The organism is Kribbella jejuensis, from assembly GCF_006715085.1.
GTDB lineage: Bacteria > Actinomycetota > Actinomycetes > Propionibacteriales > Kribbellaceae > Kribbella > Kribbella jejuensis.
In genome coordinates this window covers 2,457,788-2,471,215 of the sequence record NZ_VFMM01000001.1, presented here as the reverse complement: position 1 = coordinate 2,471,215, position 13,428 = coordinate 2,457,788, and the positions used below count along the sequence as shown (strand labels likewise).

Below are 13,428 nucleotides of genomic sequence, written 5' to 3'. Positions count from 1 at the left end.
TGATACCGTCACCGAATGACCGCTCCCGCAGTGCCGCAACGGCTGGCTGCGCCCGAACCTGGCTGGACCGACGTCGTCGATGTGGTGGTGATCGGGTCCGGTGTCGCCGGATTGACCGCTGCGCTGAAGGCGCGCGAACTGGGCTCCGTGCTCGTGGTGACGAAGGACGTCGTCGCCTCCGGCTCGACCCAGTGGGCCCAGGGCGGCATCGCCGCCGCACTCGACCCGGAGGACTCGCCCGAGGAGCACCTCCAGGACACGCTGGTCGCCGGCGCCGGCCTGAGCGATCCGGAGGCGGTCCGCGTCCTGGTCACCGAGGGCCCGGCGGCGGTGCACGACCTGATCGAGCTGGGTGCGCGGTTCGACACCCTGGCCGACGGCGAGATCTCCCTCGGCCGGGAGGGCGGCCACCACCGCAACCGGATCGCGCACGCCGGCGGCGACGCCACCGGTGCGGAGATCGAGCGCGCTCTGGTCGCCGCGGTCAAGCGGGCCGAGGGCATCCGGATCATCGAGCATGCGCTCGCACTCGACCTGCTGACCGCCGCGGACGGCGCGATCGCCGGCGTCACCCTGCACGTGATGGGCGAGGGGCAACTGGACGGTGTCGGCGCGATCCGTGCCCGGGTGGTGATCCTGGCCTCCGGCGGCCTCGGACAGTTGTACGCGGCAACGACCAACCCGAGCGTTTCCACCGGTGACGGCATGGCGCTCGCGCTGCGGGCCGGCGCGAAAGTCCGCGACCTGGAGTTCGTCCAGTTCCATCCGACCGTGCTCTGGCTCGGAAAGAGCGCGAAAGGCCAGCAGCCGTTGGTCTCCGAGGCGGTCCGCGGCGAAGGCGCGTTCCTCGTCGACCACACCGGACAACGCTTCATGCAAGGGCAGCACGAGCTTGCCGACCTGGCGCCGCGCGACATCGTGGCGAAGGCGATCATGCGCCAGATGCTTGCTACCGGCAAGGATCATGTCTACCTGGACGCCCGGCACTTCGGCGACGAGAAGTGGCGGGTGCGGTTCCCGACGATCCTGGCGTCCTGCCGCTCGCACGGTATCGACCCGGTCCGGGAACTGATCCCGGTCGCGCCGGCCTGCCACTACTCGTCCGGCGGCGTGTGGACCGACCTGAACGGGGAAACGTCCGTCCCCGGCCTGTACGCCTGCGGCGAGGTCGCCTGTACCGGCGTCCATGGCGCCAACCGCCTCGCGTCGAACTCGTTGCTCGAAGGTCTCGTCTTCGCCCGCCGGATCGCCGCCCACCTCGCGGTCGGTCTGCCGGACCGACGCGAGCCGGTCGAGGACCGTCGTACGGCGGGACTCGTCGATGCGGACGTCGTACCGGAGCTGCAGCGGGCGATGACTGTCGGCGCCGGGGTGATCCGGAGCGCGGCCGGGCTGGCCGAGGCGGGCGACACGATCGGCAAGCTGACCGAGCTGCCCGCGGGTGAGCCCGGCACACCGGCCTGGGAGGCGACGAACCTGGTGACGGTCGCCTCCGCGCTGATCGCGGCCGCGACCGCCCGTGAGGAAAGCCGCGGCGCGCACTGGCGCGAGGACCACCCGGACCGCGATGATCTGCTGTGGTTCGGCAGCCTGGACGTCACCCTGGACGATGAGGCTGTGCCGCACACCACGTTTGTTCCGCGTGAATCCGAGGAGAATGACCGGCATGGATGAGACAGTCGACCGGCAGTGGGTCGGGGACCTCGTGCGGGCAACCATCGAGGAGGACCTGGCCGGGGGTGTCGACGTGACCACTACGGCGACCGTCGACCCGGACCACGTGTCGGTCGCCGAGCTGGTGGCCCGCGCCGACGGAGTGGTGGCCGGTCTGGAGATCGCCGAGCTGGTGCTCCGCCAGGTCGCGGCGCCGGAAGAGATCGAGATCGAGTACTCGGTCCGCGACGGCGCGTCGGTGCACAAGGGCGACGTACTGATGACCGTGCGTGGCAAGACCCGCCAACTGCTGACCGCCGAGCGCACCACGCTCAATCTGCTCTGCCACCTGAGCGGGGTCGCGACGCTGACCCGGCGCTGGGTGGACGCGGTCGAGGGCACCGGTGCGGTGATCCGCGACACCCGCAAGACGATGCCGCTGTTGCGGTCGCTGGAGAAGTACGCGGTCCGTTGCGGTGGTGGGAAGAACCATCGGATGGGACTGTCCGACGCGGCGCTGATCAAGGACAACCACGTGATCGCGGCCGGTGGGGTCGCGGAGGCGTTCCGCCTGGTGCGCAAGGCCTTCCCGGACATCTCGATCGAGGTCGAGGTGGACTCGATCGACGACGCGCTGATCGCGGTGGAGTCCGGCGCCGAGCTGGTCCTGCTCGACAACATGGACGTCCCGCTGCTCCGCGAGGCCGTCGAGAAGGTGGCCGGCCGGGCCAGGCTGGAGGCGTCCGGCGGGTTGACGCTGGACAGTGCGCGGGCCGTTGCCGAGACCGGCGTCGACTTCCTCGCGGTCGGTGCGCTGACGCACTCCGCACCGGTCCTCGACATCGCGCTGGATCTGCGAGACGCCTGATGCTGCTGACCGTCGCCGTCGAGAACACCAGGACGCTGGTCGGCCTGGTGTTCGAGGGCACGGTGAAGCGGCACTGGTGGGTCGGCACGGATCCGCGTCGCACGGCGGACGAGTGGGCCGTACTGCTCCAGGGTCTGCTCACCGGTGAGGCTCCGGTGAGTGGGATCGCCTTGTGTTCGGCCGTACCGCACGTGCTGCACGAGCTCCGGGCCGTCGTCTCGCGGTACTACCGCAACGTCCCGAGCGTGGTCGTCGAGCCGGGGGTGAAGACCGGGCTGCCGGTGCTCGTGGACAACCCGCGCGAGGTCGGTACGGACCGGATCGCGAACGCGCTCGGCGCCGTGACGCTGTACGGCGCGCCCTGTCTGGTGGTGGATGTCGGCACGGCGATCACCATCGACGTGGTCAACCCGGCCGGCGCGTTCGTCGGCGGAGTGATTGCCCCAGGCATCGAAACCGCGACCGACGCGCTCGGCGAGGCGGCCGCGCAACTGCGCCGGGTCGAGCTGGTCCGGCCGCGCTCGGTGGTCGCCAGGAACACCGTCGAGGCGCTGCAGTCCGGCGCGATCCACGGCTTCGCGGCGCTCGTCGACGGCCTGGTCGCCCGGATCCGGACCGAACAGTCGCTCGACGACGACCTCCCGGTCGTGATCACCGGCGCCCTCGCCCCACTCCTCATCGGCCAGCTGACCACCGCGGTCCACGACGAACCGCTGCTCACCCTCCGCGGCCTCTTTCAGGCCTATACCCGTAACTTTCGCTAAAGCTCTTGTGCCCTTGAGGTGACCTGTCTCACTATGTAGGCAGCTACGAAGTGGGGGGAAACCATGAGGGCTACGTATCGAGTGCTGGCCGGGTTGGTTGCGGTCAGTGTGGTGTTGCAGGCGATGTTCATCGCCTGGGGGTTCTTCACGGTGGGCAAGGACGTCGACGGCGGCGCGGTGTTCGACAAGAACTCCAGCGATCCGGCCGGTCTGGCTTTGCACGGGATCTTCGGGTCGTCGGTGATCCCGCTGCTCGCGTTGCTGCTGCTGATCGTCTCGTTCTTCGCGAAGGTCGACGGCGGCGTCAAGTGGGCGCTGTACGTGTTCGGCCTGGTCGTGCTGCAGATCGCGCTGGCGTTCGCGTCGTTCGCCGCACCGATCGTCGGCGCGCTGCACGGGGCGAACGCGCTGGCGCTGATGGCGGTCGCGGGGATCGCCGGTCGCCGGGCGGCCGGCGTACCGGCCGCGGCAGCGTCCAGCACGACGCCGGCATAGATGCCGTTGGCAACTTATTGGCGGCGGCCGTGACGGCGCGGTCGCCGTCGCGGCGCGCCCTGATCGGCATCCTCGCGACGCTGGTGCTGCTGGCGCCGATCGCGTTCTTCTGGCAGCGGAGCCTGATTCCCGGCGATCTGTCCGCGATGACGATGGGGTACGCCGACTACGGCGGCGGACCGGCGTCCGCGCACGTCCACCACGGTACGGATGTCAGTCAGCTGACTGGTCCGGTCGACCGGACGCCCGACGTCGCGGCGAATCTCGTGGCCCGCAAGGAGCGGTTCGACATCCCGGGCCGCGGGCCGATGGACGGGTACACGCTGAACCACACCTCGCCCGGTCCGCGAATCGTCGTACGGCAGGGGGAGCTGGTGCAGGTCACCCTGCACAACGAGAACGTTGCCGACGGCATCACTTTGCACTGGCACGGCGTCGACGTACCGAACGCGGAGGACGGCGTCGCGGGCGTGACGCAGGACGCGGTCCGGCCCGGCCAGTCGTACGTGTACCGCTTCGTCGCGAAGAAGCCCGGCACCTACTGGTACCACTCGCACCAGGTCTCCCACGAGCAGGTGCAGAAGGGCCTGTACGGCGTACTCGTCGTCCAACCGACCGCGTCCGACGTGATCGCGGCCGTGCACACCTACGACAAGATCCGGACCGTCAACGGCGAGTACGGCGAACGCCGCGTGCAGGCACCCGGTACGACGGCCCGCGTCCGGCTGATCAACACCGACAACGGGCCGATGGCGGTCTGGGTCGACGGCGCGCCGTACAAGGTGCTCGCCGTCGACGGAACGGACGTGAACGCGCCGACCGAGGTCCGTGGGAAGGCCGTACTGGTGACCGCGGGCGGGCGGATCGATCTCGAGGTGCCGACGACGACCGCGGTACGGATCGGCCTCGGCGGCGGGCCGACGACGCTGGTGATCGGTACTGGTGACGCGCCGAAGGGGACCGAACCGCGGGACCGGGTCGACCTGCTCAGCTACGGGACGCCGAAGCCGCTCGGGTTCGACCCGGCGAAGGCGACCCGGGTGTTCCGGTACGACATCGGCCGGCACTTCGGGTTCTTCGACGGCAAGCCTGGGCTGTGGTGGACGATCAACGGCCACCAGTACCCGGACGTGCCGATGTTCGTCGTCAGCGAGGGCGACGTGGTCCGGATGACGATCAAGAACACCTCAGGACAGGTCCATCCGATGCACCTGCACGGCCACCACGTCGTCGTACTCAGCCGCAACGGAGTGCGAGCGACCGGCAGCCCCTGGTGGACGGACTCGCTGAACGTCGAGGACAAGGAGACCTACGACATCGCGTTCGTCGCCGACAACCCCGGCATCTGGATGGACCATTGCCACAACCTCCCGCACGCCGCCCAGGGGCTGGTCACGCACTTGATGTACACGGGCGTCACCACCAAGTACCACCTGGGCGGCGGCCCGGACAATCAGCCCGAATAGATCGGGCGGCCGACGGTGAGCGCTGTGCGGAGTGCGTCCGGCAGGCCGTTGAAGGCCGAGTCGGGTTGGGTGCCGGTGGCGTCGAGGGTTTTGGAGAAGAAGGCGCGCGCGGCGGCGGCCAGCGCGATGTCGAGTACGTCGGTGTCGCTCAGGCCGAGTGCCTTCAGCTCGTCGACGTCGGACTGGGTGACGGCGTCGGCGCCCAGTGCGACCTTGCGGGCGAAAGCCATCACGGCGCGATCGACCGGGTCGTTCGCGGGCTCGTCGACGAGCGCGGCGACCTCCTCGGACGTGTAGAACTTGTCGGCCAGTACCTGGCCGTGCGCGAGGCTGCAGTAGCTGGACTTCAGCGCGGTCGCCGCGGCCAGCGTCGCGAGCTCGTAGCGGCGCAGGTCCATCGACTCCTTGATCGCGCCGTTCAGCTGTTTCCACGCTTCGTAGACGGCCGGACGGGCCGCGAACGTGCGGACGAAGTTGGGTATGTGCCCGGCCGCGGCCCGGTTCGCCTCGAACATCGCCGGATTCTCGGGCGTGCTGATGAAAGCCATGGTGGTTCCCCCCTCTGTGGCTGCTCTCACGGTAGAACCGCGATACCGATCCGGCAACGGCCGTACGGGATGGGTACCCGGTACTGGGTATGGTTCAGCGGATCGATCGTGAGGCACGGAGGTGGTCGGAGTGCGGCGTACGGTTGCCGGCGCGCTGGCGGTACTGGCGGGGGTCACCTGCCTGACCGCGTGTGCCTCCGACCCGGCGCCCACCGATGTCGGCGTCGCCTGGGCACCCCAGGGCGGCGCGGTGCTCGTCACCTGGAAGGACACCGGCCGGCCCAACCGGATCACGATCGAGGGCGTGCTCAGCGAGAGCCCGTCGTACGTGAAGTACCTGCCCGCGAGCGAGCCGAACAAGTGGCAGATCCCGACCTCGGAGTTCCCGCCGGACGGCAACTACAAGATCGTGGTCGAGACCGGTACGTCGCAGGGCGGGGTGACCAGCAAGCCGGCGAAGTCACCGGTGTTCGACACCGACGGCCCGGTCCGGCCGAGCGCAGCCACCGTCGCGCAGCAGGGCCGCGGCGTACTGATCAAGTGGTCGGTCCCGGTCGCCCCGCAGGACTTCACGCCGAACGACCCGCTGGACGTGAAGGGCACGAAGTCCCAGCGGTACGTGCCGATGGTCGGCCGCCCGGGGCAGCTGCTGAAGGCGATCGGTCCCGCGACGACCTCGACCCAGCAGCTGATCAAGAGCATCAAACCGCCGTACGCCTTCCAGCTCCGCACGCAGAACGAGTGGAGCGCCCGGATCGGCGGCGACGTGCTCGGGCTGACCAGCTCGATCAGCGGCGTCGTCCCGCCGAAGGCGCAGTTCAGCGTGCCGATCCGCGCCCGCGGCCGGGTCATCCTGCAGCAGGTCGACTGCGACCTCGACGCTCCGTGCACGACCAGGCGGGCCACCCCGGCCGGCGTACCGGTCGTCGTCCTGACCCAGGTCACCCCCGGCTCGCGGTGGACCCCGGCGGCGCGCGGCGCGACGACCTCAGGCGGGTACTACGACATCGGCGTACCCACGGCCGGCAGCAGGCCGTACAAGATCATCGTCCCGGTGAACACCAAGGCCAACATGTTCACCGGTACGTCGACCAGCCGGCCGGCGTACACGAAGAGCGTCGTGCGGATCACGTCGGCCGGGTTCGCCGGCGGTGACACGGCCGTGGCGCACGGCTCGATGGTGACCGTGTCGGTGGCGGTCGCACCGGCGCTGAACACCACCGTGATGCTGCAGGCCTGGAATCGGCAGACCCGCCGCTGGACCGACGCCAAAGCGCTGGCGATGCGGGGTGGACGGGCCGCGCTGGCGTTCAAGGCCGCGCAGCCGGGCGACTTCGTCTACCGGATCGTGGTGCAGGGCGCGATGATGTTCGGCCGTCCGATGGACGGGATCACCACGCCCGGGTTGCAGCTACACGTCCGCTGACGCGGACTCCAGCGTGACGTCCTCGGCCTGGTCGCGGCGGCGCTTGCGGACCTTGTGTACGACGAACAACCCGACCGCGACCACCGCGATCGCGATCAGCGCGCCGACCGAGACCCGGCCGAAGATCTTGTCGGCGTTGTCGCCGATCTTGTACGCGACCAGGCCGATCGTGGTCGCCCAGGCGATCCCGCCGGCGGCGTTCGCGGCCAGGAACCGCGGGTAGTGCATCCGCAGCATGCCGGCCATCGGGCCCGCGAAGATCCGCAGCAGCGCGACCCAGCGGCCGAAGAACACCGTCCAGACGCCGTACTTGTGGAAGTACTTCTCGGCCCGGACGATCCGGGCCGGGGAGAAGTGGTGGAACCGGCGGCCGAGTCGCTCGAACAGGCTGCGGCCCGCCTTCCGGCCGATGAAGTACCCGATCGAGTCGCCGACGATCGCGCCGAGCGCGGCGGCCAGCACGACGTACTCGATCTTCAGGTGGTGCTGGGACGCGAGCAGCGCGGCCGCGATCAGCGTGGTCTCACCGGGCAGCGGTACGCCCATGCTCTCGACGCCGATGACGAGGCCGACCACGAGGTAGGCCAGCACGGCGACACCGGTCGGGATGGCAATGGCCTGCGCGAGCAGCAGAGGTTCCCCCATGCACCCATAGTGACATCGAGGAACAACCGATTTGGTGACCGGGCAACTAACTCCGGGAGATTTCGGGGTTGTGCCCGTTCTCCGAGGGAATCTTTGGTGCTGTTTCGCCGGTGAAGGCCTTGGTCACGTTCTGCAGCGCGGTGGTGACCTCGGACGGGATCACCCAGAACGTGTTGCCGGGACCCTTGGCCAGCTCGGGCAGCATCTGCAGGTACTGGTACGCGAGCAGCTTCGGGTCGGGGTCGTTGCGATGGATCGCGTCGAAGACCGTGTCGATCGCCTTCGCCTGGCCCTCGGCGCGCAGGATCGCCGCCTGCCGCTCGCCCTCCGCGGTCAGGATCTTCGACTGCCGCTGGCCCTCGGCGGCCAGGATCGCGGCCCGCTTCTCCCGCTCGGCCCGCATCTGCTTCTCCATCGACTCCTTGATCGACGCCGGCGGCTCGATCGCCTTCAGCTCGACCCGGTTCACCCGGATCCCCCACTTGCCGGAGGCCTCGTCGAGCACCCCGCGCAGGATCGAGTTGATGTGCTCGCGCGACGTCAGGGTCTTCTCCAGGTCCAGCGCGCCGATCACGTTCCGCAGCGTGGTCACGGTCAGCTGCTCGATCGCCTGGATGTAGTTGGCGATCTCGTACGCCGCCGCCCGCGGGTCGGTGACCTGGAAGTACAGCACGGTGTCGATGTGCACGACCAGGTTGTCCTCGGTGATCACCGAGTTCGGCTCGAACGACACCACCTGCTCGCGGAGGTCGATCAGCTGCCGGGGCCGGTCGACGAACGGGATGACCACGTTCAGGCCGGGTTCCAGCGTGCGCAGGTACCGGCCGAGGCGCTCGACGTTGCTCGCCCGGGCCTGCGGGACGATCCGCACGGTCCGCAGGACCAGCACCACGGCGAGCAGCGCGACGACGATCCCGATGATCAGTTCGGCCATGGTTCCTCCTGGGGATGGACGAGGGCGGTAGCGCCCTCGATAGCGAAGACGTCGACCCGGGTCCCCGCGGGAATGTGCAGGTCGGGGTCGTACGACCGGGCACTCCACTCCTCGCCGCCGATCCGGACCCGGCCGGCGTCGCGGTCGCAGGGCGCGAGCACGACGGCCTCCCGGCCGACCAGGGCGGCGACCCCGGTGCGGATGCCGGGGTGCCCGGTCAGGTGCCGGCGGGCGACCGGCCGGACCAGCGTGACCATCAGGCCCGCGGTGATCGCGAACGCGACCACCTGGAAGCCGATCCCGAGCCCGATCGCCCCGATCCCGGCCGCCGCCAGGGCCGCGATCGCGAGCAGGAGCAGGTCGAAGGTCGCTGTCATCAACTCGGCCGTGCCGAGGACGGCGGCGACAATCATCCACAGGATCCACGACTGCATGCGAAGTACCTCTACTTCGAAGGTACTCCGAGATACGCCCCCAAGCAGCTAACGGTTCAGCTCTGCTCCGGTGGCTTCCCGGTCGGTACGAACGCCACCAATGTGCTGACGCTCCGCGTCCCGTCGGGGTGCTCGCTCGCGGTCCGGTCCTTGCGGTACTCGTCGACCAGCGCGGTCATCCGCGCGTGCAGCTCGGTCGCCTCCTCGAAGCTGAGCCACAGCCGGGTCCGGTTGAACGAGCTGAGCTCTTCCCACGGGTCGTCGGCGGGCAGCTCGGCGAACTGCTGCATCAGGTGATCCACATTGCTGCGCATCATCGCGTGGCTGGCCGTCCGCCCGGCGGTGTCCGATTGCGATGTGATCATCAGGCCGGTGCCGAGCGCGCGCCACGGCCGCTCCCGGCCGTCACCGGTGGCCTCGGCCCGTTCGACGATGCCCCACCGTTCGAGCGCCCGGAGGTGGTAGCTGGTCGCGGACGGCGTCAGGCCGGCGAGCTCGGCGCACTCGGTCGCCGTCAGCACCCGCCCGCTGAAAAGCTCGTCGATGATCCGCTGCCGCGCGGGGTGTGCCAGCGCCCGGATCGCCCGCGGGTCCGAGATCTCCACCCGTTTCTGCTTGACCACGGTCGTCACCTTATCTCTTGACGAACGAAGTTGTGAAGCATTAGCTTCACAACTATGAAGCAATCACTTCAGACTTCGATCTGGTCGTACCGTGATATCCGGCTCGCCCTGCCGGCTCGGGCGCTGTCCTACGCCGGTGACTCGATCGCGATGATCGCGCTGATGCTGCGGGTCTCGGACGGGCACGGGCCGGAGGCGGTCACCGCGTTGCTGCTCGCGTTCGCCGTACCGACGGTCGCGATGATCCCGTTCGCGGGGCGGATCGTGGACGGGTACGACTCGCGCACGGTGCTGGTCTGGGCGGGATTGCTTCAGGTCGTCGCGGGCGTCGGGCTCGCGTTCGTGCACGACCTGGTCCACACGCTGGCGCTGGTCTGCGTGTTGCAGGTCGGCCAGGCGGTCGCCGGTCCCGCGTGGGGTGCGCTGATCCCGCGGATCGTCGGCGAGGAACTGGTCGGCCGTACCACCGGTACGAGTCAGGCGCTGATCGGCGTCGCGACCCTGGCGGGCTCGGCCGCGGGTGGCGTCCTGGTCGGCTCGGTCGGCAGCCGCGGCGCATTGCTCGTCGACGCGTCGACCTTCTTGGTACTGGTCTTCGTGGCGCAACTCGTCCGCACCCGCCGCCGTCCGGAGCCGGGGAGCCTCGCGCAGAAGGGCGGCGTGATGGCCGGCCTGCGCGTGATCCTGGGCGACGACCTCCTGCGCATCCTGGTCCCGGCTCTCTGGGTATTCGTCGTCGTAGGCGAAGCGGTCAACGTAGTAGAGGTCTTCCTGATTACGGGCGAGCTAGGCCTAGGCCCGGCCCTGTACGGAGCCGCAGGCGCAGCGACAGGCCTGGGCGCCATAGCCGGCTCCGCCTACACAGCCCGCCTGGGCAGCGACCGAGCACGGTCCCGGGCCGTCATCGCGGGTATGGCGGCAATCGGTGCTTCATCGGTCCTGATGGGCCTCGCCGGCAACGTCGTCACGCTGATGATCGGCGCCACCACCATCGGCCTCGGCAGTGGAATGCTGAACGCCGCAACCAGCTCCCTGGTCGTGACAAGGTCCGCGGAGCACGTCCGCGGCCGGGTGATCGCCGCTCTCAACGGGACCGTCCGCACCTTCAGCATCCTGGCTTTGTTGCTGGGCGGGACGGCGGGCGCACTCCTCGGCCCCCGCGGGACCTTCGTGACCTGCGGCATCGCGTGCGCCGTGGCCGCGGCGGTCGCCGGCGTCCTCGTCGTACGAACAAAGGATTCGGAGCTGGAGGCGGTCCTTCATTAGCCTTGAGGCATGACTGACACACACGTGGACCCGGTGCACCCCGACAGCGGGCAGGACGACCTGCCCGAGCAGATGCGGGTCCGCCGGGAGAAGCGTGACCGCCTGCTGGCGGAGGGAGTGCCGCCGTACCCGATCTCGGTCGGCCGGACGCACCTGCTGAAGGACCTCCGGGCGAAGTACGACGCGCAGGAGCTCGAGCCGGACACCCGGACCGGCGAGCAGGTCTCGGTGGCCGGGCGGGTGATCTTCCTGCGCAACACCGGCAAGCTCTGCTTCGTCCGGCTCCGCGAGGGTGACGGGACCGAGCTCCAGGTGATGCTGTCGGTGGCCGACCTCGGCGAGGAGGAGCTGGCCCGGTTCAAGCAGCTCGTCGACATCGGCGACCTGCTGGCCGTCCAGGGCGAGGTGATCACCAGCCGGCGCGGTGAGCTGTCCGTGCAGGCGACCGCGTGGCAGATGGCCGCGAAGACGCTCCGGCCGCTGCCGAACGAGCACAAGCCGCTCAGCGAAGAGGCCCGCGTCCGGATGCGGTACGTCGACCTGATCGTCCGCCCGGAGGCCCGGGAGATGGTCCGCGCGAAGGCTGCCGTGCTGAAGGCGCTGCGCGCGACGTACGACGACCACGGTTTCGTCGAGGTCGAGACGCCGGTGCTGCAGCTGACCAACGGCGGCGCCGCGGCCCGGCCGTTCTCCACCCACCTGAACGCGTTCGACCAGGAGATGAAGCTCCGGATCGCGCTCGAGCTGGACCTGAAGCGGGCGATGATCGGCGGCGTCGACCGGGTGTACGAGATCGGCCGGACGTTCCGTAACGAAGGCCTCGACTCGACGCACTCCGCGGAATTCTCGATGATCGAGGCATATCAGGCGTACGGCGATTACGACACGATGGCCGAGCTGATCCAGGAGCTGATCCGGAACTCCGGTCGCGCGATCGGCCGGACGTCGGTGACCGCACGCGACGGGCAGACCATCGACTTCGACCAGCCGTTCCGGCACGCGACGCTTTTCGGGCTGCTCTCCGAAGCGGTCGGAGAGACCGTCGACGTGACCACCGACCTGGCCACACTGCTGAAGTTGGCCGAGCAGCACGGGGTCGAGCTGCAGCCCGGACGGAATGCCGGTGAGATCGCCGTCGACTTGTTCGAGAAGCTCTGCGAGCACACGCTGATCCAGCCGACCTTTGTCCGCGACTATCCGGAGTCGGCGCGTCCGCTGGCGAAGCCGCACCGCGAAATTCCGGGACTGGTCGAGGCCTGGGACCTGTTCGTCAACGGCGTCGAGCTCGGGGTTGCGTACTCGGAGCTGAACGACCCGGTGATCCAGCGCGATCGCCTGGTCGCGCAGTCGTTGCAGGCCGCGGCCGGCGACCCGGAGGCGATGGATCTGGACGAGGACTTCCTGCGCGCGATGGAATTCGGCATGCCGCCGGCCGGTGGTATGGGGATGGGCCTGGACCGGTTGGTGATGTTGCTCACCGGCACCGGTATCCGGGAGACGATTCTGTTCCCGTTGCTACGCCCTGAGTGATTGCTGGTAGTTGCATAGCACAACGGCTCCGGTCGTTGAATTCAGGGTCGAATTGATTCCGGTCCGGCCGGTTCCCGAACTTCCGAATACTCTTGGTCACGACGACTGCGCAGTGTTGATGAATGACACGAGCCCGGTTTGTGCGGTACAAATCAGGTGCAAACAATTCGGCGCGGAAAGGTTGTCATCGATGGCGCAAAGGGTGCAGGTGGTTCTCGAGGACGATCTCGACGGCGGTAAGGCCGACGAGACCGTCACTTTCGGGCTGGACGGAACGACGTACGAGATCGACCTGTCCAAGAAGAATGCCGCCAAGCTGCGCGACGCCCTGGCCGCATATGTCGGCTCCGGCCGCCGGGTGGCCGGCCGGCGCGGTGCGGCGGGCCGGTCCCGCGGCCGTGGTGGCCGTTCGGCGTCGGACTCCGCGGACATCCGGGCCTGGGCCAAGGAGAACGGGTACGACGTCAGCGAGCGCGGCCGGATCTCCGCCGAGGTGCGCGCGGCGTACAACGAGGCCAAGTAGTTTTCAGCTGCCGCCGGTCCCGGTTCCCCGATTGGGTACCGGGACCGTCCGCATTCCGGTTGTTCCACAGAGTGGGACCGGGCGTGTCGGGCGGGATCGCTGACACCGAAGGTAGCCCGCGGAATTCGCTGGTGGCGAACATGCTGTTGCGATCCGGCCAGGCGGGAACACGCTGGTGATCCGGTCGGTTGTTCCCCTGTGATGCCGCCCGGGTGGCCGTCGGAAACGTGATCGGGTGTTCGCCGAGAGCGAG

Annotated in this window: 14 protein-coding genes; 9 read left to right on the top strand and 5 right to left on the bottom strand. The window is 69.1% G+C overall.

Features of this window, described 5'->3' with window-relative positions:
• Window positions 1–15: 15 nt before the first annotated feature.
• The 5 genes from FB475_RS12080 to FB475_RS12060 all read left to right on the top strand — a co-directional run bounded on the left by FB475_RS12080 (window position 16) and on the right by FB475_RS12060 (window position 5,246).
• Complete coding sequence (locus FB475_RS12080) at window positions 16–1,674, top strand: L-aspartate oxidase (RefSeq protein ID WP_141855413.1); 1,659 nt, start codon at window positions 16–18, stop codon at window positions 1,672–1,674.
• Window positions 1,667–2,521, top strand: a complete 855-nt coding sequence (gene nadC / locus FB475_RS12075; RefSeq protein ID WP_141855411.1) for a carboxylating nicotinate-nucleotide diphosphorylase — start codon at window positions 1,667–1,669, stop codon at window positions 2,519–2,521. The genes FB475_RS12080 and nadC overlap by 8 nt, the downstream gene beginning before the upstream one ends.
• Entirely contained in the window at window positions 2,521–3,285 is a 765-nt protein-coding gene (locus FB475_RS12070) for a type III pantothenate kinase (RefSeq protein WP_141855409.1), read from the top strand. The genes nadC and FB475_RS12070 overlap by 1 nt, the downstream gene beginning before the upstream one ends.
• Window positions 3,286–3,348: 63 nt before the next feature.
• Entirely contained in the window at window positions 3,349–3,780 is a 432-nt protein-coding gene (locus tag FB475_RS12065; protein ID WP_141855407.1) for a DUF6220 domain-containing protein, read from the top strand.
• 29 nt (window positions 3,781–3,809) lie between these two features.
• Window positions 3,810–5,246: a multicopper oxidase family protein gene (locus FB475_RS12060; protein ID WP_238332107.1), complete on the top strand. Its 1,437-nt coding sequence runs from the start codon at window positions 3,810–3,812 to the stop codon at window positions 5,244–5,246.
• Here FB475_RS12060 and FB475_RS12055 read toward each other — a convergent pair.
• On the bottom strand, window positions 5,234–5,794 hold the full coding sequence (locus FB475_RS12055; RefSeq protein ID WP_141855405.1) for a carboxymuconolactone decarboxylase family protein: 561 nt from the start codon (window positions 5,792–5,794) through the stop codon (window positions 5,234–5,236). The two genes, FB475_RS12060 and FB475_RS12055, sit on opposite strands and share 13 nt — an antisense overlap.
• A gap of 130 nt (window positions 5,795–5,924) precedes the next feature.
• Here FB475_RS12055 and FB475_RS12050 point away from each other — a divergent pair, with 130 nt between their 5' ends.
• The gene (locus FB475_RS12050) at window positions 5,925–7,220 is read left to right on the top strand and encodes a hypothetical protein (RefSeq protein ID WP_238332106.1); all 1,296 of its coding nucleotides are present in this window, start codon (window positions 5,925–5,927) and stop codon (window positions 7,218–7,220) included.
• On the opposite strand, the gene FB475_RS12045 is transcribed toward FB475_RS12050, so the two are convergent.
• Genes FB475_RS12045 through FB475_RS12030 form a run of 4 tightly spaced genes read right to left on the bottom strand, consistent with a single transcriptional unit; the run spans window position 7,206 to window position 9,856 of the window.
• Window positions 7,206–7,865: a DedA family protein gene (locus tag FB475_RS12045; RefSeq protein WP_141855396.1), complete on the bottom strand. Its 660-nt coding sequence runs from the start codon at window positions 7,863–7,865 to the stop codon at window positions 7,206–7,208. The genes FB475_RS12050 and FB475_RS12045 overlap by 15 nt on opposite strands.
• A gap of 46 nt (window positions 7,866–7,911) precedes the next feature.
• A complete protein-coding gene (locus FB475_RS12040; protein ID WP_141855394.1) occupies window positions 7,912–8,799 on the bottom strand; it encodes an SPFH domain-containing protein in 888 nt (295 codons plus the stop codon).
• Complete coding sequence (locus FB475_RS12035) at window positions 8,787–9,233, bottom strand: NfeD family protein (protein WP_141855391.1); 447 nt, start codon at window positions 9,231–9,233, stop codon at window positions 8,787–8,789. Before FB475_RS12035 ends, FB475_RS12040 begins: the two co-directional genes overlap by 13 nt.
• Window positions 9,234–9,289: 56 nt before the next feature.
• A complete protein-coding gene (locus tag FB475_RS12030) occupies window positions 9,290–9,856 on the bottom strand; it encodes a winged helix-turn-helix domain-containing protein (RefSeq protein WP_185759221.1) in 567 nt (188 codons plus the stop codon).
• Window positions 9,857–9,910: 54 nt separating this feature from the next.
• On the opposite strand from FB475_RS12030, the gene FB475_RS12025 reads away from it, so the two are divergent.
• From FB475_RS12025 to FB475_RS12015, 3 genes are all read left to right on the top strand, one after another.
• Window positions 9,911–11,122, top strand: a complete 1,212-nt coding sequence (locus FB475_RS12025; RefSeq protein ID WP_141855387.1) for an MFS transporter — start codon at window positions 9,911–9,913, stop codon at window positions 11,120–11,122.
• 9 nt (window positions 11,123–11,131) lie between these two features.
• Window positions 11,132–12,652 (top strand): lysine--tRNA ligase, encoded by a 1,521-nt coding sequence (gene lysS / locus FB475_RS12020; protein ID WP_141855385.1) that lies wholly within the window; start codon window positions 11,132–11,134, stop codon window positions 12,650–12,652.
• 190 nt (window positions 12,653–12,842) lie between these two features.
• The gene (locus FB475_RS12015) at window positions 12,843–13,175 is read left to right on the top strand and encodes a histone-like nucleoid-structuring protein Lsr2 (RefSeq protein WP_141855383.1); all 333 of its coding nucleotides are present in this window, start codon (window positions 12,843–12,845) and stop codon (window positions 13,173–13,175) included.
• Window positions 13,176–13,428 lie beyond the last annotated feature (253 nt).